This is a genomic window from Arthrobacter sp. Cza30 (assembly GCF_059090765.1).
Window position 1 is genome coordinate 109,304 of sequence record NZ_JBNHGA010000011.1, and the last position, 19,555, is coordinate 128,858.

Genomic DNA, 19,555 nt, shown 5'->3' on the forward strand with positions numbered 1-19,555 from the left:
ACATCCCGGTGCCCTTGGGGGCATGTAGCCGGGTATCCGGGTGCCTTGGGCTGCCCGACACCGAAAGTCGTCTTGGTATCACCCGAGCTCGCGCCATCACGTGGGGCGCGGCACACCCGGGGACCAGCGGCGCTTTTCCGTCTGCCGTAACCTTCTCTTCACCGGCAGGGCCGCCCGGCGGATTCCCAGCGCCCATCCGGATTGATGGGCTCCTTGTTCGGGAAGCGTCGCCGACGGACCTGGAAGCCTGTCGCTGGACCAACAGCAGCATGTGGGGCTGCTATTAGCCACGATCATTCTCTCACACCGGGTGCGATTTGGTGAGTAATGGGCGTTCTCTCCGGCGTAGAATCGAGCCACATGCCCCCCTAGCCCGAGGAACACGGTGCAGACCCACGCGCAGACCTCCACATCCCCGGCCGCCACCGCCCCCGGCCAACTCCCTGACAGCGGGGTTCCCGGCGTTGCCCGGGAGAAACCCTTCGCGTGGCTGCTGCTGGCCACCGGCGTTGTCGGCTGGATCATGTCCGGCATCCTGGTCCTGGAGCGGCTGGCCACCTACGAAAATCCGGGTCATGTGACCAGCTGCGACATCAACCCGTGGGTCTCCTGCGGCAAGGTGTTCCTGCACTGGCAGGCCGGCCTCTTCGGCTTCCCCAACCCGCTGATCGGGATCGTCGCCTTCGCGGTTCCCATCACGACGGCGGTGGCGATCCTTGCGGGGGCGCGGTTCCGCGGGTGGTACTGGATGGGACTGCAGGCCGGCGTCACGCTGGGCTTCGTCTTCGTCGTCTGGCTGTGGAGCCAGGCGCTCTACGACATCCACATCCTGTGCCTATACTGCATGGGTGTGTGGGCCGCCATGATCCCGATGCTGGTGCACACCACGGCGCGGAACCTGGCGCACGGCGTGATCAAGGCGCCGGCGGCGGTGGTCCGTTTCGCCGGCAGCTGGGCCTGGACGCTGACCGCCCTGCTGTGGATCGTGACCGCCGGGACGATCTTCCTGGCCTTCATCGACGCCTTTTTGGGCTGACCGGGATCGTCTTCCCGGGCTGACCGGAAAAGCCTACCCGGGCTGAACCCGGATAAACCAGAGGCCGCGTCCCCGTCGGGGGCCGCGGCCTCGGCTGCTTCAGGGGTCTAGGAGAACCAGATCCCGATCTCGCGCGCGGCGGACTCGGGCGAGTCGGAACCGTGCACGAGGTTTTGCTGCACCTTCACGCCCCAGTCGCGGCCGAAGTCGCCGCGGATCGTCCCGGGGGCGGCGGTGGTGGGGTCGGTGGTGCCGGCCAGCGACCTGAAGCCTTCGATCACCCGGTGCCCCTCGAACACGGCGGCGGCGACCGGGCCGGAGAGCATGAACTCGACCAGCGGCTCGTAGAACGGCTTGCCGACGTGCTCTTCGTAATGCTGTTCCAGCAGTTCGCGGGTGGCGTTGACCAGCTTCAGCTCGACCAGGGTGTAGCCCTTGGCCTCGATGCGGGCCAGGATGCTGCCCGTGAGACCGCGGGATACGCCGTCGGGCTTGACCAGTACCAGTGTGCGTTCAACGCTCACAATTTCTCCTCATTTGCTTCACGATTGGCTCCGAAACCCCGTTCAATCCTAACGGGACGCGCGGGCAGCGCAGGTCAGCGCCCGGCGTCGTCCGCGGCGCCGGTCTCCGGGCCGTCAGCCGTGCCGTCCGCGGCGCCGGCCGCCGAGCCGTGCCGGCGTTCCCATTCCGCCTGTTCCGCGTCGCGCTGCGCGTTCTCGCGGTCCAGCCGGCCGCCCGTGCGCACGGCGTACAACCAGGACAGCGCGAACAGCACGCCGACGACGAACATCACCGGTTCGACGATGCCGGTGGCGATCAGGAGCACCTGCATCGCCCAGCCGATGGCGTAGCCGGACGGGCGGCGCAGCAGGGCACAGCAGAGCACGAGCAGGACGCTCAGGCCGATCCCGAGCCCGAGGATCAGCGCCGGCGGCACGTCGTCCCGGTAGAGCCCGAAGACCACCAGCGTGGCGAAGAAGGCGACGAAGGCTTCCAGCAGCAGCACGGTGGAGGCGAACATCGTCTTGATCGAGCGCCGTTTCTTCGGCATGTCCGGACGCCACTCGCGCTGGGCTTTGGTCAGTTTGGCCATGGATCTTGTTACTTTCCTAGCAGGATGCGGGCGTCGGCGACCAGGGTGATGGACCCGGTGATCAGCACGCCGCCGGCGAGGTCGTTGTCGGCTTCGGCCCGGCCGACGGCCCATTCGATGGCGTCGTCGAGCCGGGGCGCGATGTGCACGGCGTCCTCGGGGAAACCGGCGGCCATGGCATCTTCGGCCAGCTGCTCGGCGGGAATGGCCCGCGGTGAGTTGGACTCGGTGACGCAGATTTCGTTGGTGAGGTCGCTGAGCTGCTCGCGCAGCTGGGCCAGCAGGCCGACGGCGTCCTTTTCCTGGAGCACGCCGACCACCGGGATGAGCTTGGTGAAGTTGAACGCCTCCAGGATGGCCTGCGCGCTGGCCTTCATCCCGTCGGGGTTGTGGGCGGCATCCACGATGATCGTCGGCGCGGTGCGCACTACTTCCAGCCGGCCGGGCGAGGTCACCTCAAGGAACGCCTCGCGCAGGACTTCCACGTTGAGTTCCTTTTCACCGCCGCCAAGGAACGCTTCCAGCGCGGCCACGGCGACCGCCGCGTTCTGGGCCTGGTGCGCGCCGTGCAGGGGCAGCAGCAGGTCCTGGTAGCGGCCTGCCAGCCCGTTGATGGTCAGCTGCTGGCCGCCGACGGCGACCTTGCGGGACTCGACGCCGAACTCGACGCCTTCGAAGCGGAAGGGAACCTGAAGGTCCCGCGCCTGTTCCAGCAGCACCTGGGCTGCGTCCAGTGGCTGGGCGGCGCTGACCAGGTAGCCGCCGCGCTTGATGATGCCGGCCTTTTCCCGCGCAATGTCCTCGGTGGTGTCGCCGAGCAGGTCGGTGTGGTCCAGCGAGATCGGGGTGATCACCGAGACCTGGCCGTCCACCACGTTGGTCGCGTCGGTGATGCCGCCCAGGCCGACCTCGATCACCGCCACCTCCACCGGCTCGTCGGCGAAGATGGCGATGGCCAGGATGGTCACGCACTCGAAGTAGGTCAGCCGGGGCGCGCCCTCGGCGTTCAGTTCCTGGTCGACGATTTCCAGGTACGGCCGGATCTCGTCCCAGACCCGCACGAACGTCTCGTCGGCGACCGGCTCGCCGTCGATGCTGATCCGTTCGGTGACCTTGGACAGGTGCGGGCTGGTGTAGCGGCCGGTCCGCAGTCCGTGCGCCCGCAGCCCGGCCTCGATGATCCGGGCCGTGGACGTCTTGCCGTTCGTGCCGGTCAGGTGGATGCTGGCGAAGGCCTTGTTCGGTTCGCCCAGGATGTCCATCGCCCGGAACAGTGGTTCCATGCGTGGTTCCATCTTGTTTTCCGGGGCGCGGCCCAGCAGTTCCGCGTAGACGCTCTCGACGCCGAATTCATCACTCATGGTTTGGTGCCCCTTCAGGATCCGGCTTTTTCCACGGACACGGCGTCGCCGTCCCCGGCCACCAGGACGAGGTCCACGGTGAGGGTTTCCTGCGAGACCAGCCCCTGGTGCAGGGTCAGCGCGTCCAGGACGGACTGGTCCGCCGTCACCGTGGTGCGGATGCGGTCGCTGACAACCAGTCCGGCCTCCTTGCGTGCCTGCTGGATGCTGCGCACGTAGTCGCGGGCCACGCCTTCGGCCTCCAGTTCGGCGGTCACGGCGGTGTCCAGCACCAGGAACCCGCCGCCGGGCAGCATGGTGACCGCCGCGCCGGCCGCGGCATCCCCGGACACGACGGTTTCCAGGGAGTACTCCGACGGCTCGAGCAGCAGTCCCCCGGCGGTGACGGCACCGGCGTCGTCCACCGACCAGTCACCGGACTTGGCGGCCTTGATGGCCTGCTGCACGTTCTTGCCCAGCCGCGGGCCGGCCGCGCGGGCGTTGACCACCAGCTTCTGCGAGATGCCGAACTCTTCCGGGGCGGCGTCGGCGGCGTCGATCAGCCGGACCGACTTGATGTTCAGTTCGTCCTGGATCATCAGGGCGTACTGGCCGGAGAGCCGCTCGGCGCCCGGCACCACCACGGTCAGCGAGGCCAGCGGCAGCCGGACGCGCAGGTTCGCTGCCTTGCGCAGGCTCGAGCCGGAGGAGCAGATCTGCCGGGTGGTGTCCATCAGTTCCACGAGTTCGGCCAGCTGCGGGAACTCGCCGGCGTCGGGCAGGTCGGTCAGGTGGACCGAACGCCCGCCGGTCAGGCCGCGCCAGATTTCCTCGGTGACCAGCGGCAGCAGCGGGGCTGCCACGCGGCAGACTGCCTCCAGCGCGGTGTAGAGCACGTCGAACGCGTCGCGGTCCTCGTCGAAGAACCGCTGGCGGGAACGGCGGACATACCAGTTGGTCAGGGTGTCCAGGTACTCGCGCAGCGCGTCGCACGCGCCGGAGACGTCATAGGCATCGAGCGCGGCCGTCATGTCGCGGACCAGGTCCCCGGTGTTGGCCAGGATGAACTGGTCCAGGGACTCCATGCCCTTGATCCGGTCGGTGTCGCCGACGACGGAGACGGCCTCATGGCCTGCCCCGTTGTTCGCGGAGTTGGTGTAGAGCTTGAAGAAGTGCCACACGTTCCACAGCGGCAGCATCACCTGGCGGACGCCGTCGCGGATGCCCTGCTCGGTGACGATCAGGTTGCCGCCGCGCAGGATCGGGGAGGCCATCAGGAACCAGCGCATGGCGTCGGAGCCGTCGCGGTCCAGGACCTCGGACACATCCGGGTAATTGCGCAGGCTCTTGGACATCTTCTGCCCGTCGGAGCCGAGCACAATGCCGTGGCTGATCACGTTGCGGAACGCCGGGCGGTCGAACAGCGCGGTCGCGAGCACGTGCATGGTGTAGAACCAGCCACGGGTCTGGCCGATGTACTCCACGATGAAGTCGGCCGGGTTGTGGCTGTCGAACCAGTCCTTGTTCTCCATCGGGTAGTGCACCTGGGCGTAGGGCATCGAACCGGAGTCGAACCAGACGTCCAGCACGTCCTCCACGCGGCGCATCATGGATTGGCCGGTCGGGTCGTCCGGGTTGGGCCGGACCAGCTCGTCGATGTACGGGCGGTGCAGGTCGACCTCGCCGTCGTGGTTGCGCGGCAGGGTGCCGAACGCTTCCTCCAGCTCGGCCAGCGAGCCGTACACCTCGCGGCGCGAGTAGTCCGGGTTGTCCGATTCCCACACCGGGATGGGCGAACCCCAGAAGCGGTTGCGGCTGATGGACCAGTCGCGGGCGTTCTCCAGCCACTTGCCGAACTGGCCGTCCTTGACGTTTTCCGGGATCCAGTTGATCTGCTGGTTCAGCTCGACCATCCGGTCCTTGAACTTGGTGACCTCCACGTACCAGGAGGAGATGGCGCGGTAGATCAGCGGCGTGCGGCAGCGCCAGCAATGCGGGTAGCTGTGCTCGTAGCTGGCCTGGCGGACCAGCCGGCCGTCGGCCTTCAGCACCCGGGTGATCGGCTTGTTCGCCTCGAACACCTGCACGCCGGCGATCTCAGCCAGCGGGCCCTCGGCGAAATTCGACAGGAACTTTGCGCCCTCGTCCACGGAGACGATCACGGGGATGCCGTTGTCTTCGCAGACCTTCTGGTCGTCTTCGCCGAACGCCGGAGCCTGGTGGACCAGGCCCGTGCCGTCGGTGGTAGTCACGTAGTCGGCCACGACGATCTGCCACGCGTTGCCGGTGCCCCACTTCGCGGCGTCCGTGTAGTAGTCCCAGAGCGGCTCGTAGCGCAGGCCGGCCAGCTGGGCGCCGGCGTAGCTGGCGGTGACCGCTTCGGTGGCGGCAGCGGCGTCGTCGTACCCCAGGTCCTTGGCGTAGGAGCCGAGCAGGTCCTCGGCCACCAGGAACTTCTCCCCCGCGGCCTGCGTCCCGTTGGGGCCGGCCGGCAGCACCGCGTAGCTGATCTCCGGCCCGACGGCGAGGGCCGCGTTGGTGGGCAGCGTCCACGGCGTGGTGGTCCAGGCGAGTGCGTTGACGCCGGCCAACTCCGCGGCCAGCGGGTTCTCCGAGCCGTCCGCCCGGATCGGGAAGGTGACCGTGACCGTCTGGTCCTGGCGCATCTTGTAGACGTCGTCGTCCATCCGCAGCTCGTGGTTGGACAGCGGCGTTTCGTCCCGCCAGCAGTACGGCAGCACGCGGAAGCCCTGGTAGGTCAGACCCTTTTCGTGCAGCTGCTTGAAGGCCCAGAGGACCGACTCCATGTACTCGACGTTGAGCGTCTTGTAGTCGTTCTCGAAATCCACCCAGCGGGCCTGGCGGGTGACGTAGTTCTGCCATTCGTCGGCGTACTTCATGACAGAGGTGCGGCAGGCGTCGTTGAACTTGTCGATGCCCATGGACAGGATCTGCTGCTTGTGCGTCATGCCCAGCTGCTTCATGGCTTCCAGCTCGGCCGGCAGCCCGTGCGTGTCCCAACCGAAGCGGCGCTCCACCTTGTGGCCACGCTGGGTCTGGTAACGGGCCACCAGGTCCTTAACGTAACCGGTGAGGAGGTGGCCGTAGTGCGGCAGGCCGTTGGCGAAGGGCGGGCCGTCGTAGAAGACGAACTCGTTGCTGCCGTCGCTGCCGGCATCGCGGCCGTCGACGGAGGCCTGGAACGTTCCGTCCTGCTGCCAATATTTGAGCACCAGCTCCTCGATCTCGGGGAACTTAGGCGAGCTCTCGGCAGCGGCAGCGCCGGCGGTGGAAGCCTTGGGATAAATCTGTGGCATGTTCGTCATCCTGAAAAGACAGCTCGGCAAGTGTGGGTACTTCTGCGAGGACGTGCCCTGCTCCGGTGCCACCGGTGCGGCTGGAAAGCCTCACCGTGCTGCCGGGGCGGAACCCGCGGTACCACCTCACTTGCTGGCCTGATGCGCCGGAACCGGTGCAAAGGGACAGCCACTCATTCGCTGCTGTGACGGGCATACCCGTCCGGTTCTACTGGGCCCGGGATGTTGGCCTGGGCTGTTCTTCCGGAAGCTCACCGGTGATGGCCGGGTCAGCGCTGATGACTCAAGTTTACGGCCACGGCGGCGCGGCTGTCGAAACGCGGGCGAAAAGCCGGCTTTGTTGGCGGACGTTGTGTTCGTCCCGTGGTTGGCGGACGCGTCTTTGCGCCCCTATGCGCCGCTGTCGTGAAGCGACGTCAAGTTTCGGATCAGCGCCATTTCAGGCCTGTAAGTCCGGCCCGGGCGGGTGCTGCTGTGACGCCCTCAGAAGGGTGGTGGCGGGGAGTCGTCCGGGGGACCCTGTTCTTTCCGGTTCTCGGCTCCGTTCTCTTCCCCGGCTCCCTTCCCATTCGCGCCGGTGCCTTCTTCTCCGTTCTTGGGTCTGTTCTCTCCTCCGGCTTCCTTCCCGTTCGCGCCGGTGCCTTCTTCTCCGTTCTCAGGTCTGTTCTCTCCCCCGGCTTCCATCGCGTCCGCGCCGGCGGCTTCATGTCCCTCCGCGGCGGCGGTTGCATGTCCGTCCGCGGCGGCGGTTGCATGTCCGTCCGCGGCAGTGTCACCGCATCCGGATGCTGTTGGGAAGGTCAGTGACCAATCTTCGTCGGGGGTGGTGCTGTGGGTGTGGCCGGAGCGGGTAGTGAAGTGCAGGGTCCCGTCGGGATCCTGTCTGACGGTTCCGCCACCGCGGTGTTTGGTTTTGTGCCCGGGCTTGCACCTGGCGCTGAGGTTTTCCATGACTGTTTTGCCGCCGTCTTCCCAGGCGATCGTATGGTCGATCTCGCACTGGTCAGCCGGGACTGTACAACCGAAGTCGCGGCAGTGCCGGTCGCGTAGCCGGACGAGGCGTTTGAGCCATTCGGGCGGGTGGCGCAAGTCTTTGGCGACGGCGGCTGCCTTGCCATAGTCATCGGTGAGTACGATCAACCAGGACTTGGCCAGCGCGGCAAGGTCGCGGGTTATGCCGGGCGGGATGGGCCCGTACCCGGTGAGGTCGCCGGGTTCTTCGGCGAGCCGGAGCAGGGTGTCCAGGGGCGCGGTCACGGCGACGGAGGCGGTCACGTTCCCGGAACCGCAGGTACAGGGCCCCTGCCTTGACGTCCCGGCGGCTGCGTCCGCGGAGTTTTCCGCCATTGCCGTCGAGGCGGCGGTGTCGCTTCCTTGTACTGCGGCCGTGGGCTGGTAGGCGTGGCCGGGGTAGCGCAGGAGCATGTCGGTGAAGACGTCCGGCGCGGAGTTGGCCCAGCGTGCGGGTTTCGTCAACGGTTTGGAGTTTGCGGGCGTGGGCCTGCATCAGTTTGTAGGCGAGCAGGGCTTTGTCGGCGCTGGTGCGGATGTAGAGTTCGGCCATCCCGTCGTCCTGGGGCTGGTAGTGGACGGTGCGGCGTTCCATCGCGGCCCGGTGCCGGGTCTCGAGGGGTTCGGGGTGTAGCCGGTCGCGGACGGTGCGTGCCCGGGCCTGGACGGATTCCAGCGTGATGGTCCCGGCGCCGGGGACGACCTTCGCCTCATAGTCGGCAAGGGCGGCCGGCGCCAGGTCGATGCCCTTCCGGGCGATCACCACTGCCCGCGACAAATCAATCTCGCCGGCGTCCAAGGCACTGAGAGTGGCGGGCAGGTACCTGCCGATCTGCTGCGCGTCGGCCAGTTCGGCAGCCGCCCGCTCGCGACGCACGGCAAGGATAGGTGCGAGTTCGGCGGCGGCGTGGCGGGAAATCCCGTCCGGTGCTCCGGTATCGGCGCCGGTGGCCGCGCGCAGCGCCGCCATGCGGTGCACTGCCCGCAACCGCCGCGACTGGGTCCAGGCCTCATGCTTGCGGACCGCTTTGAGGTACTCCAAGGTGGACCAGTCATCCAAGGTTCCCGGGTCCGTCCCGGCGAGCAGACCGGCCAGTTCCGCCGGACCCAGCTCCTGCCATTCCTCCGCCCACAGCTCACGGGCAGGCAGTGATAAATCCGGTGAGGGTCCCGCAGGTTCCGGCCCTATCCCGCCCTCGGACACGGTTTCATCAAGCTCCGCGCCCGCCGATTCTGCTGGGCCGACGATACCGGGTGCCGAAGGGCCGGCGGGACCGGGTACGGCAGGGCCGCCCTCGGGCAGGGCAGGAGCGCCGGGTTGTTCCTCCGGCTCCTGTGCCTCGTCCGACGGATCCGCTGCCATACTTCAACGCTACGCACCGCGTATCCGGGGTAGAACAAAGCTTCGACGTAAGTGCAAAACTCCCCGCCGCTGCACGCCTGTGGAGGGAGAGTCGGCATGTTTCGACGACAAAGGAGCGCTGCTGGAGAATGCGGGCTCCTTTGGAGCATGAGTGAGAATCCGGCGTTCCTAGTTCAAACGTCCACGCTACAGAGGGGAATCCCGGTCTTTCGCGGTTGCTACTTCCGGATCAATTTGTGCGCGGCGGCCTGGGCCACGGGACGCATGACGATCTGGTCAAGGTTGACGTGATGCGGCAGGTTGAGCGAGTACGCCACGACGCCGGCTACGTCCTCGGCCAGCAGCGGTTTCTCCACACCGGCGTAGACGTTCTCGGCCGCTTGCCGGTCACCGCCGAGCCGGTTCAACGAGAATTCCTCCGTCTGCACCAGGCCGGGAAGAATGTCGATCACGCGCACGTTGTGTTCCGCTTCTTCCAGGCGCAGGGTATTCGCCAGCGAGTGCTGGGCGAACTTGGCTGCTACGTAGCCTCCGCCGCCTTCGTAGGCCACCAGTCCGGCCGTTGACGTCAGCAGCACTACCGATCCTTCACCGTTATCGCGCAAAGCCGGAAGAAAAGCCTGGATCATGCGCAGGGAGCCGAGGACGTTGACCTCGTACATCTTCTGCCAATCGGCCGGCTTTCCCTCCCCGATGGTGTCCACGCCGAAGGCTCCCCCGGCGATGTTGACCAGCGCGTCAATCCCGCCGTCGGACAAGACCGCAGCTGCGAGCCGGTCCACTGAAGCTTGGTCGGTGACGTCCGCGGGCATGGCGACGGCGCCGGTCTCCCGGGCGAGGGCGGCCAGCCGCTCGGCGCGGCGGGCAACTGCCACCACGTCCCAACCGCTTCCCCGCAGCGCCCGAACGGTAGCTGCCCCGATACCCGAACTTGCTCCGGTGACTATTGCGCGTCTGGTCATGAATCACAGCGTAGCTGCCGACAAAGAAAGTGGTTCCGAGGCGGCATTCAACGCTTGACGACGGGCGACTTCACCGCCCGATGGTAAGCGGTTTCAGGGGGAGCGCACAGGCCGCCCTTTTCAGTTGGTCGCCGGCAACCGTTGCGACCCTGTTGTTCCGGCCGGTGTCATCGCACCAGTCGATGCCGCGGGGCATGGCCGTCACGCCCGCCTCGCCGGCGGCCGCCTGTTCCGGGATGACGAACGCGTACCTGAAGCCGCCGCCGTCGTTCATAGGGGCGGTGGCGTTGACGATTTCCGCTCCCGCCGCGTCCACTACTGTCACTTCGATCTGCGCATTGCTGCCGTAGCGGGGATTGCAGTCGGCGTCCGCAGCCGCCACGGTGACGGTCTGTCCCGGCCGGGCTTCCGTCGGACTGACTGAATATTCCGGCGGGAGACACGGTGGTGCCGCCCCAAGCCCCGTGGAGGCACCGCACCCCGACACCGAAACGGCCAGCCCCGCAGCAGCCGACAGCGCAAAGGCGGCGAGGCCCCCGGCACGGTGCCTCCTGACCGGAGGCGCCCCGCCGTCGCCCCCGCCTTGGCCCCGTAAGCCCCGGCTGTTCCTTGAGCCCCGGGGGTTCCGCGTTACGTCAGCCGGATGCCACACCGAGGTGCTCCAAAATCATCCCGCGCAGCACCACGGCCTGATTGTGCTCCTTGTCCTTGGCCCCGTACAGCAGGCAGAGCTTAGGCTGCTCGCGCGCGAGCTCCACCAGCCGCTCCAGCGCCTCCGAACCGTCCAGTTCATGGCGGTACGCCACGGCAAAGGCGTCGAATTTCTCGGGCCGGTGGCTGAACTCCTTGCGCAGCTCGGCCGAGGTTCCCGCCTCCTTCAGCCAGAGGTCCACCCCGGCGCCGTCCTTCTTAATGCCCCGCGGCCAGATCCGGTCCACCAGCACCCGGTAGCCGTCGCCGTCGTCTGCGGGTTCGTAGACGCGCTTGATGTGAACGTTCGCCATGGGCGCATCCTACGCATGACCCGATGCGGCGGGTAGGTCTGGGCGCCGTCCCCCGCCTTCGCGGCGAGCCGGGGCAACCAGGTGCTGCGCCGCCGTCGTCCAGAATCTTCATTCCGTGCCCGGCATGAAAGAATGGCCAGCATGGCTGAACATACCCCGGGCACAGACACGCCCGTTACCGTTAACGTTCCCGACAAGCCCGCCCTCGAAGGCCTTGAGGATGCCCTGACCCGGCGCTGGCGCGAGGAGGGGACCTACAAGTTCAATCCCGAGACCACGCGGGAGCAGGTCTACTCGATCGACACTCCCCCGCCGACGGCGTCGGGCTCGCTGCATGTGGGACACATGTTCTCCTACACCCAGACCGACGTGCTGGCCCGTTACCAGCGGATGCGCGGCAAGAACGTGTTCTACCCGATGGGCTGGGACGACAACGGCCTGCCCACCGAGCGCCGGGTGCAGAACTACTACGGCGTCCGCTGCGACCCGTCGGTGGCGTACGACCCGGATTACCAGCCGCCGGCCACGCCGGCGAAGAACCAGCGCGATTTCGACGTCGTCTCGCGCCGGACCTTCATCGAGCTCTGCGAGACCCTGGCCGTGGAGGACGAGAAGGTCTTCGAGAACCTCTTCAGCACCCTGGGCCTGTCCGTGGACTGGGACCTGACCTACCGGACCATCGACGATGTGTCCCGCTCCGTTTCCCAGCGCGCCTTCCTGGCCAACCTGAACTCCGGCGACGCCTACATGGCCGAGGCCCCCACGCTCTGGGATGTCACGTTCCGCACCGCCGTGGCGCAGGCCGAGCTCGAGGACCGGGAGATGCCCGGCGCCTACTACCGCTACGCCTTCGAAACCGCCGACGGCGAAAAGGTCCACATCGAGACCACCCGCCCCGAGCTGCTGCCCGCCTGCGTGGCTTTGGTGGCCAACCCCGACGACGAGCGTTACCAGAAGCTGTTCGGCACCACCGTGAAGTCCCCGCTGTTCGGCGTGGAGGTGGAGGTCAAGGCCCACCCGCTGGCCAAGCCCGACAAGGGCGCCGGCATCGCCATGGTCTGCACCTTCGGCGACCTCACCGACGTGACGTGGTGGCGGGAGCTGCAGCTGCCCACCCGCTCCATCGTGGGCCGCGACGGGCGCATCATGGCCGACACCCCGGAGTGGATCACCACCGATGAAGGCAAGGCGAACTACGCCGAGCTGGCCGGCAAGACCGTTTTCTCCGCGAAGGAGAAGATCGTGGAGCTGCTGTCCGAGGCCGGCGAACTGGACGGCGAGCCCCAGAAGATGACCCACCCGGTCAACTTCTACGAAAAGGGCGACAAGCCGCTGGAAGTCGTCACCTCGCGGCAGTGGTACATCCGCAACGGCGGCCGGGACGCGGACCGGCGGGAACGGCTGATCAGCCGGGGCCGGGAAATCGAGTTCCATCCGGCGTTCATGCGCTCGCGCTACGAAAACTGGATCGAAGGCCTCAACGGCGACTGGCTCATTTCCCGCCAGCGCTTCTTCGGCGTGCCGATCCCGGTCTGGTACCCGCTGGACGCCTCCGGCAACCCCGACTATGACAACCCGGTGGTGCCCTCCGACGAGATGCTGCCGGTGGACCCGGCCGCTGACCCCGCTCCCGGCTACGAGGAGTCGCAGCGCAACCAGCCCGGCGGCTTCATCGGCGACGCCGACGTGCTCGACACCTGGGCCACGTCCTCGCTGTCGCCGCAGATCGTGGGCAAGTGGAGCCGGGACGAGTCGTTCTTCAACAACGTCTTCCCGTTCGACCTGCGCCCGCAGGGCCACGACATCATCCGCACCTGGCTGTTCTCCACCGTGGTGCGCGGCGACTCGCTGAACAGCTGCGCGCCGTGGAAGCACGCGGCGCTCTCGGGCTGGATCCTGGACCCGGACCGCAAGAAGATGTCCAAGTCCAAGGGCAACGTGGTGGTCCCCACCGACGTGCTGGACCAGTTCGGCGCGGACGCGGTGCGCTACTGGGCGGCATCCGCGAAGCTGGGGGCGGACACCGCCTACGAGGTCGCGCAGATGAAGATCGGCCGCCGCCTGGCCATCAAGCTGCTGAACGCCTCCAAGTTCGTGCTGAACCTGGGTGCCACCGAGGCGTCGGTGCTTGCCGACGACGACGCCGTGGTCACCAACCCGTTGGACAAGTCGCTGCTGGGCCAGCTGGCCGAGGTGGTGGAGACCGCGACGGCCGCGTTCGAGAAGTACGACCATGCGCGCGCCCTGCAGGGCACCGAAAGCTTCTTCTGGTCGTTCACCGACGACTACGTCGAGCTGATCAAGGACCGCGCCTACGGTGCCGCCGGCGAGGCGGAGCAGGCCTCGGTCCTGGCCACGCTGGCCACCACGCTCGACGCCCTGCTGCGTCTCTTCGCACCGTTCCTGCCCTTCGCCACCGAAGAGGTCTGGAGCTGGTGGCGCGCCGGTTCGGTGCACCGCGCCGAATGGCCGACGACGGCGGGGCTCGCCTCGATTGCCTCCGCCGCTGACACTGGGCTGCTCGGGACGGTCGGGCAGGCGCTGGGCGGCATCCGCAAGGCCAAGTCCGAGGCCAAGGTCAAGCAGCGTACCGAGGTCCTCACCGCGACCATCACCGGATCGGCCGCGCAGGTGGCCCAACTCGAGGCCGGGCTCGGCGACCTGAAGGCCGCCGGCAATGCGCGCGAGGTCCTGCTGAGCGAGGCGGAGGGCGAGCTGACGGTCGCGAAGGTCGAGCTGGCGGCCGCTGAGGCCCCGGCCGAGTAGCAGCGTCTGGGGCCTGCCGGGCAGCTGGGCCAAGTCCGGCCCGGCAGCAGCCGGTTCCGGCCCGTTAACGAGGGGAAGCCCCATCAGCGTTTCGCCGTTGGTGGGGCTTCGACTCTTTTGATCCAAAGGTGACGCTTTGGGTCTCGCGAACTCCGCTGATCTTCAGGTCTTCCGAGCCTCGTCACAGGCTGGCAGTTTGTGGAACTGGTCCACTACTTGTCACTGAATCTTTGGTGTTCGGTCCCGCATCTTTTGGAGGATGCGTATAGATATTTATACTCCTGCGCAAGCCGACACGCCATAGTTTCGCGAAAATGTTTTCCGAAACCACGGCGTGCCGGCAGGCGGCCTCAGGGTCCCGCGGAGGACGCCCGCTTCAGGCGTGCGGCCGGGACCATGCCGGCTAGTCGAACTCGGGACTGGTCGTCCGGGAGCGCTTGATCTCGTAGAAGTACGGGAACTCGGCCAGCGCCACGGCGCCGTCGAAGATCTTTCCGGCGGTTTCGCCGCGCGGGATGCGGGTCAGCACCGGGCCGAAGAAGGCGGTGCCGTTAAAGGCCACGACGGGCGTACCGACTTCGTCGCCCACCTTGGAGATGCCCTCTTCATGGCTGGCGCGCAGCTGCTCGTCATATTCGTCGGAGGTGGCGAAACGGGCCAGGTCGGCGGGCAGGCCGACCTCTTCCAGCGCGGCGGCAGTCACGGACTCATAGTCCTTGTTGCCCTCGTTGTGGATGCGGGTGCCCATGGCGTCGTAGAGCTTCCCTACGTAGGCCTCGCCGTGCAGTTCGCGGGCGGCGATGATCACGCGGACCGGGCCCCACGCCTTCTTCAGGAATTCCTTGTACTCCTCCGGCAGCTCGTCGCGGCCGTCGTTGAGCACGGCCAGGCTCATCACGTGCCAGTCGACCTTGACGTCGCGGACCTTCTCCACCTCCAGCATCCAGCGGGACGTGATCCAGGCGAACGGACAGGCCGGATCGAACCAGAAGTCAACGGTGGACGGCGCAGCGCTTTCAGACATTCGGCAAGAGCTCCTTCTTGAGGACTGGTTATACGTACTGTTGTGGGTAACTGCCCCGCCGGCGGTTTTGTTCCGCGGACCCGGCACGTCAGCGCGCGACGGCGCCCGGACCCGGCCGGTCAGGCGGAATCGCGGCGGCGGAGGGCTTCGACGTCGTGCGGGATCAGGGTGGGGTCAGCCCCGGTCAGGACCGTCTCCGCGGTAATCACGGCGGTGGCGATGTCGTCGCGGCCGGGCAGGTCGAACATGATCGGCTGCAGCGTTTCTTCCATGATCGCCCGGAGGCCCCGCGCGCCGGTGCCGCGTTCCAGCGCCAGCTCGGCCACCGCTTCCAAGGCGTCCTGCTCGAAGGACATCTCCACGCCATCCAGTTGGAACATCTTCTGGTACTGGCGGATCAGCGCGTTCTTCGGCTCGGTGAGGATCCGGATCAGCGCTGGCTTGTCGAGTTCGGCCACGGTGGTGATCACCGGCAGGCGGCCGATGATCTCCGGGATCAGCCCGAACTTGAGCAGGTCTTCGGGCATGACTTCGCCGTAGTTGTCCTGCTGGGCGACGGCGTCCTTGAGCGGGGCGCCGAAGCCGATGCCCTTGCGTCCGGCCCGCGAGCCGATGATTTCTTCCAGACCGGCGAAGGCCCCGGCCACGATGAAGAGGATGTTGGTGGTGTCGATCTGGAGGAACTCCTGCTGCGGGTTCTTCCGCCCGCCCTGCGGCGGCACCGAAGCCACGGTTCCTTCCAGGATCTTCAGCAGGGCCTGCTGCACCCCTTCACCGGAGACGTCGCGGGTGATCGAGGGGCCCTCGCTCTTGCGGGTCACCTTGTCGATCTCGTCGATGTAGATGATGCCCTGCTCGGCCTTCTTGATGTCGTTGCCGGCGGCCTGGATCAGCTTGAGCAGGATGTTCTCCACGTCCTCGCCCACATAGCCGGCTTCGGTCAGCGACGTGGCGTCCGCCACCGCGAACGGCACGTTCAGCTGGCGGGCCAGCGTCTGGGCCAGGTAGGTCTTGCCGCAGCCGGTGGGGCCGATCAGCAGGACATTCGACTTGGCGATCTCCACGTCCTGGAGCCCGCCGGCGGCAGCCAGGCCGGCGCTGCCCGGGGCAGCGTGGCCGGAGCGGATGCGCTTGTAGTGGTTGTACACGGCCACGGCCAAGGCACGCTTGGCCGGTTCCTGGCCGATCACGTACTCCTGCAGGAAGCCGTAGATTTCCCGGGGCTTGGGCAGCTCCAGCAGTTCGGAGGCGGCACCGGCGCCGAACTCTTCCTCCAGCAGTTCGTTGCACAGCCCGACGCATTCGTCGCAAATGTACACGCCGCCGCCGGCGATGAGCTTCTTCACCTGCTTTTGGCTCTTTCCGCAAAACGAGCACGTGAGCAGCTCTGCGCTTCCGGCGGTCCGGGCCATAGTGTGTCCCCTTGTCTGGTCCTCGATCGATCGTCCGGCGGTCCGGAGCAGTGCAGTGTCAGGCCGACTTGTTCCGGCGCTTGGCGACCACGTCGTGGGAGATCAGCGTCGGCTCCGCCTTGTTCAGCACCACGTCCGCGCTGATCACGACGGAGGCGATGTCCTCGCGGCTGGGCAGGTCGAACATTACCGGCTGCAGTGTCTCTTCGATGATCGCGCGCAGCCCGCGGGCGCCGGTGCCCCGTTCCAGTGCGAGGTCCGCCACGGCCTCCAGCGCCTCCTGCTCGAAGCTCAGTTCCACGCCGTCCAGCTGGAACATCTTCTGGTACTGGCGCAGCAGGGCGTTCTTGGGTTCGGTCAAGATCTTGATCAGGGCCGGTCGGTCCAGGTTGGACACCGTGGTGATCACCGGCAGGCGGCCGATGAACTCCGGGATCAGGCCGAACTTCAGCAGGTCTTCGGGCATGACCTCACCGTAGCTGTCCTTCTCCCCCGCCGCGTCCTTGAGCGGGGCGCCGAAGCCGATGCCCTTGCGGCCGGCCCGCGAACCGATGATCTCCTCCAGCCCGGCGAAGGCGCCGGCGACGATGAAGAGCACGTTGGTGGTGTCGATCTGGATGAATTCCTGGTGCGGATGCTTCCGGCCGCCCTGCGGCGGCACGGACGCGACCGTGCCCTCGAGGATCTTCAGCAGCGCCTGCTGGACGCCCTCCCCGGAGACGTCGCGGGTGATGGACGGGTTCTCGCTCTTGCGCGAGATCTTGTCGATCTCGTCGATGTAGATGATGCCCTGCTCGGCCTTTTTCACGTCGTAGTCGGCGGCCTGGATGAGCTTGAGCAGGATGTTCTCCACGTCTTCGCCCACGTAGCCGGCTTCGGTCAGCGCCGTGGCGTCCGCGACGGCGAACGGCACGTTCAGCCGCCGGGCCAGCGTCTGCGCCAGGTAGGTCTTGCCGCAGCCGGTGGGCCCGATCAGCAGGATGTTGGACTTGGAGACTTCCACGTCCTCCAGCGGGCTGGCATCGGAGAGGTTGGCCGTGCCCTTGGGCGCGTGCCCGGACTGGATCCGCTTGTAGTGGTTGTAGACCGCCACCGCCAGCGCCCGCTTGGCGGGCTCCTGGCCGATCACGTACTCCTGCAGGAAGTCGAAGATCTCCCGCGGCTTGGGCAGTTCGAAGCTGCCCAGGTCCGACACCTCGGCCAGTTCCTCTTCGATGATCTCGTTGCAGAGCTCGATGCATTCGTCGCAGATGTACACGCCGGGGCCGGCGATCAGCTTGCGGACCTGTTTCTGGCTCTTGCCGCAGAAAGAGCACTTGAGCAGGTCAGCGCTCTCACCTATGCGAGCCATATCCGTCCCCTTACTTGGTCTACGTCGGCAACTTGCCGCGGCAGCTGCACCGCCCGACTATTGCCGGGCAGGCGCTGCGCCGCCGAGGCCAGCTGACAACAACTCTAATTCACTGCGCCGACAGTTTCAGTAACAACACTGCCCGCGGTGCGATATGACGCGCCACGGGCAGTGCAGGCATTGAGACTATTTTACGGTATCTACTTGGTGATCGCCGGCTTGTGGATCTTGCGGGAGTCGAGCACCTGGTCGATCAGCCCGTATTCCAAGGCACCAGCGGCCGTGAGGATCTTGTCCCGCTCGATGTCCTTGTTGACCTGCGCGGCGTCCTTGCCCGAATGCATGGCCAGCGCGTCCTCCAGCCACTTGCGCATCCGCATGACCTCGTCGGCCTGGATCTGCAGGTCGGAGGCCTGGCCGTGTTCGCCGCCGCCAAGCGCCGGCTGGTGGATCAGCACGCGGGCGTTCGGCAGGGCCAGCCGCTTGCCAGGGGTGCCCGCCGCCAGCAGAACGGCCGCGGCACTGGCTGCCTGGCCCAGGCAGACGGTCTGGATTTCCGGGCGGATGTACTGCATCGTGTCGTAGATCGCGGTCATCGCGGTGAACGACCCGCCCGGCGAGTTGATGTAGATAGTGATGTCGCGGTCCGGGTCCGTCGACTCGAGGACCAGCAGCTGGGCCATGACGTCGTCGGCCGAGGCGTCGTCGACCTGGACGCCCAGGAAGATGATCCGGTCCTCGAACAGCTTGGTGTAGGGGTCCTGGCGCTTGAAGCCGTAGGGCGTGCGCTCCTCGAACTGGGGCAGCACATAGCGGTTCTGCGGCATGTTGGCGGCGAAACCGCCGGCAGCGGCACCGAAGTTGTAGTCCATGAGATTCTCCTGCTTGTATTCGGGTCGGTGGCGCGTGGGCTCAGGAATCCTGGGAGGCGGAGCCGCTCTGGGTCCCGCCGCCGCCGGATACGCCGCCGGCGTGGGCCGAAATCTTGTCGAAGAAGCCGTAGGCCAGGCCTTCCTCGGCCGTGAACCACTTGTCGCGGTCGTTGTCGATCAGGATCTGCTCCACCGACTGGCCGGTCTGCTCGGCGGTCAGTTCGGCCATGACCTGCTTCATGTGCAGGATCAGCTCGGCCTGGATCTTGATGTCGGAGGCCGTGCCGCCGATGCCGCCGGAGGGCTGGTGCATCAGAATGCGCGCGTGCGGGGTGGCGTAGCGCTTGCCCTTGGTGCCCGAGGAGAGCAGGAACTGGCCCATTGAGGCCGCCAGGCCGGTGGCCACGGTCACCACGTCGTTCGGGATGAACTTCATGGTGTCGTAGATGGCCATGCCGGCGGTCACCGACCCGCCGGGCGAGTTGATGTAGAGGTAGATGTCCTTCTCCGGGTCCTCGGCCGAGAGCAGCAGCAGCTGCGAGCAGATGGCGTTGGCGTTCTCGTCGCGCACCTCGGAACCCAGCCAGATGATGCGTTCTTTGAGGAGGCGGTTGTAGATGTAGTCTTCGCGGCTGGCCGCTTCGACCGAAGCCATTCTCGGAGTGGCGGATTCATTCGACATGCTGAAATACCTCTCGCTTCTTCCCCGGGCGGTACCGTCACCGGTGGCCCTAAGGTCGTTTACCTACTTGGACAGTAACGTGTTCCGCTGCCCGATTCCTCCCGCACGGCGCGCTGTTCGCTGACGGCGCATCAGGCCCGTGATGGCGCGGGAAAACCTCTGCCGGCAGCAGAAAATAACGACGGCGGGGCGGCCTTTGGGGGGCACGGCCGGCCCGGACGGGGCCCGGTTCCACCGGCACGCGCTACCGCTCCGGGAGGGAACCCGCGCACCGGAGCCGGGCGCCGGCGTCGTTCCCGGGAGTTAAAGCGGCGGACCG

At 66.9% G+C, this 19,555-nt stretch carries 15 protein-coding genes and 1 pseudogene; 2 read left to right on the forward strand and 14 right to left on the reverse strand.

What is annotated here, in order from left to right; all coding sequences use genetic code 11:
* The first annotated feature begins 385 nt into the window (after positions 1–385).
* Complete coding sequence (locus AC5RVZ_RS29435; RefSeq protein WP_494069159.1) at positions 386–1,036, forward strand: vitamin K epoxide reductase family protein; 651 nt, start codon at positions 386–388, stop codon at positions 1,034–1,036.
* 107 nt (positions 1,037–1,143) lie between these two features.
* Here AC5RVZ_RS29435 and ndk read toward each other — a convergent pair whose 3' ends face one another.
* From ndk to AC5RVZ_RS29480, 9 genes and pseudogenes are all read right to left on the reverse strand, one after another.
* Positions 1,144–1,560, reverse strand: a complete 417-nt coding sequence (ndk, locus tag AC5RVZ_RS29440) for a nucleoside-diphosphate kinase (protein WP_493977451.1) — start codon at positions 1,558–1,560, stop codon at positions 1,144–1,146.
* A 74-nt stretch (positions 1,561–1,634) separates the two neighbouring features.
* Positions 1,635–2,132: a DUF4233 domain-containing protein gene (locus tag AC5RVZ_RS29445; protein WP_494069160.1), complete on the reverse strand. Its 498-nt coding sequence runs from the start codon at positions 2,130–2,132 to the stop codon at positions 1,635–1,637.
* Between the two features lie 8 nt (positions 2,133–2,140).
* Entirely contained in the window at positions 2,141–3,493 is a 1,353-nt protein-coding gene (locus AC5RVZ_RS29450) for a bifunctional folylpolyglutamate synthase/dihydrofolate synthase (RefSeq protein ID WP_494069161.1), read from the reverse strand.
* Positions 3,494–3,507: 14 nt separating this feature from the next.
* Positions 3,508–6,789: an isoleucine--tRNA ligase gene (gene ileS, locus AC5RVZ_RS29455; protein ID WP_494069162.1), complete on the reverse strand. Its 3,282-nt coding sequence runs from the start codon at positions 6,787–6,789 to the stop codon at positions 3,508–3,510.
* Between the two features lie 483 nt (positions 6,790–7,272).
* Entirely contained in the window at positions 7,273–8,064 is a 792-nt protein-coding gene (locus AC5RVZ_RS29460; protein WP_494069163.1) for an HNH endonuclease signature motif containing protein, read from the reverse strand.
* 229 nt (positions 8,065–8,293) lie between these two features.
* Positions 8,294–9,163 (reverse strand): annotated as a pseudogene (locus AC5RVZ_RS29465) (DUF222 domain-containing protein); the annotation flags it as partial.
* A gap of 218 nt (positions 9,164–9,381) precedes the next feature.
* Positions 9,382–10,125, reverse strand: a complete 744-nt coding sequence (locus AC5RVZ_RS29470; RefSeq protein ID WP_494069164.1) for an SDR family oxidoreductase — start codon at positions 10,123–10,125, stop codon at positions 9,382–9,384.
* A gap of 70 nt (positions 10,126–10,195) precedes the next feature.
* Positions 10,196–10,507, reverse strand: coding sequence for a hypothetical protein (locus AC5RVZ_RS29475; RefSeq protein ID WP_494069165.1), 312 nt, complete (start codon positions 10,505–10,507; stop codon positions 10,196–10,198).
* 253 nt (positions 10,508–10,760) lie between these two features.
* Positions 10,761–11,129, reverse strand: a complete 369-nt coding sequence (locus AC5RVZ_RS29480) for a DUF488 domain-containing protein (RefSeq protein WP_494069166.1) — start codon at positions 11,127–11,129, stop codon at positions 10,761–10,763.
* A 141-nt stretch (positions 11,130–11,270) separates the two neighbouring features.
* Here AC5RVZ_RS29480 and valS point away from each other — a divergent pair, with 141 nt between their 5' ends.
* Complete coding sequence (gene valS, locus AC5RVZ_RS29485; RefSeq protein ID WP_494069167.1) at positions 11,271–13,895, forward strand: valine--tRNA ligase; 2,625 nt, start codon at positions 11,271–11,273, stop codon at positions 13,893–13,895.
* 403 nt (positions 13,896–14,298) lie between these two features.
* Here valS and AC5RVZ_RS29490 read toward each other — a convergent pair whose 3' ends face one another.
* The 5 genes from AC5RVZ_RS29490 to AC5RVZ_RS29510 all read right to left on the reverse strand — a co-directional run bounded on the left by AC5RVZ_RS29490 (position 14,299) and on the right by AC5RVZ_RS29510 (position 19,209).
* Entirely contained in the window at positions 14,299–14,919 is a 621-nt protein-coding gene (locus AC5RVZ_RS29490) for a mycothiol-dependent nitroreductase Rv2466c family protein (RefSeq protein WP_494069168.1), read from the reverse strand.
* Positions 14,920–15,038: 119 nt separating this feature from the next.
* The gene (gene clpX, locus AC5RVZ_RS29495) at positions 15,039–16,331 is read right to left on the reverse strand and encodes an ATP-dependent Clp protease ATP-binding subunit ClpX (protein WP_494069169.1); all 1,293 of its coding nucleotides are present in this window, start codon (positions 16,329–16,331) and stop codon (positions 15,039–15,041) included.
* A gap of 58 nt (positions 16,332–16,389) precedes the next feature.
* Entirely contained in the window at positions 16,390–17,682 is a 1,293-nt protein-coding gene (clpX, locus tag AC5RVZ_RS29500) for an ATP-dependent Clp protease ATP-binding subunit ClpX (protein ID WP_494069170.1), read from the reverse strand.
* 200 nt (positions 17,683–17,882) lie between these two features.
* A complete protein-coding gene (locus AC5RVZ_RS29505) occupies positions 17,883–18,554 on the reverse strand; it encodes an ATP-dependent Clp protease proteolytic subunit (protein ID WP_493977440.1) in 672 nt (223 codons plus the stop codon).
* A gap of 40 nt (positions 18,555–18,594) precedes the next feature.
* Complete coding sequence (locus AC5RVZ_RS29510) at positions 18,595–19,209, reverse strand: ATP-dependent Clp protease proteolytic subunit (RefSeq protein WP_494069171.1); 615 nt, start codon at positions 19,207–19,209, stop codon at positions 18,595–18,597.
* Positions 19,210–19,555: the final 346 nt, after the last annotated feature.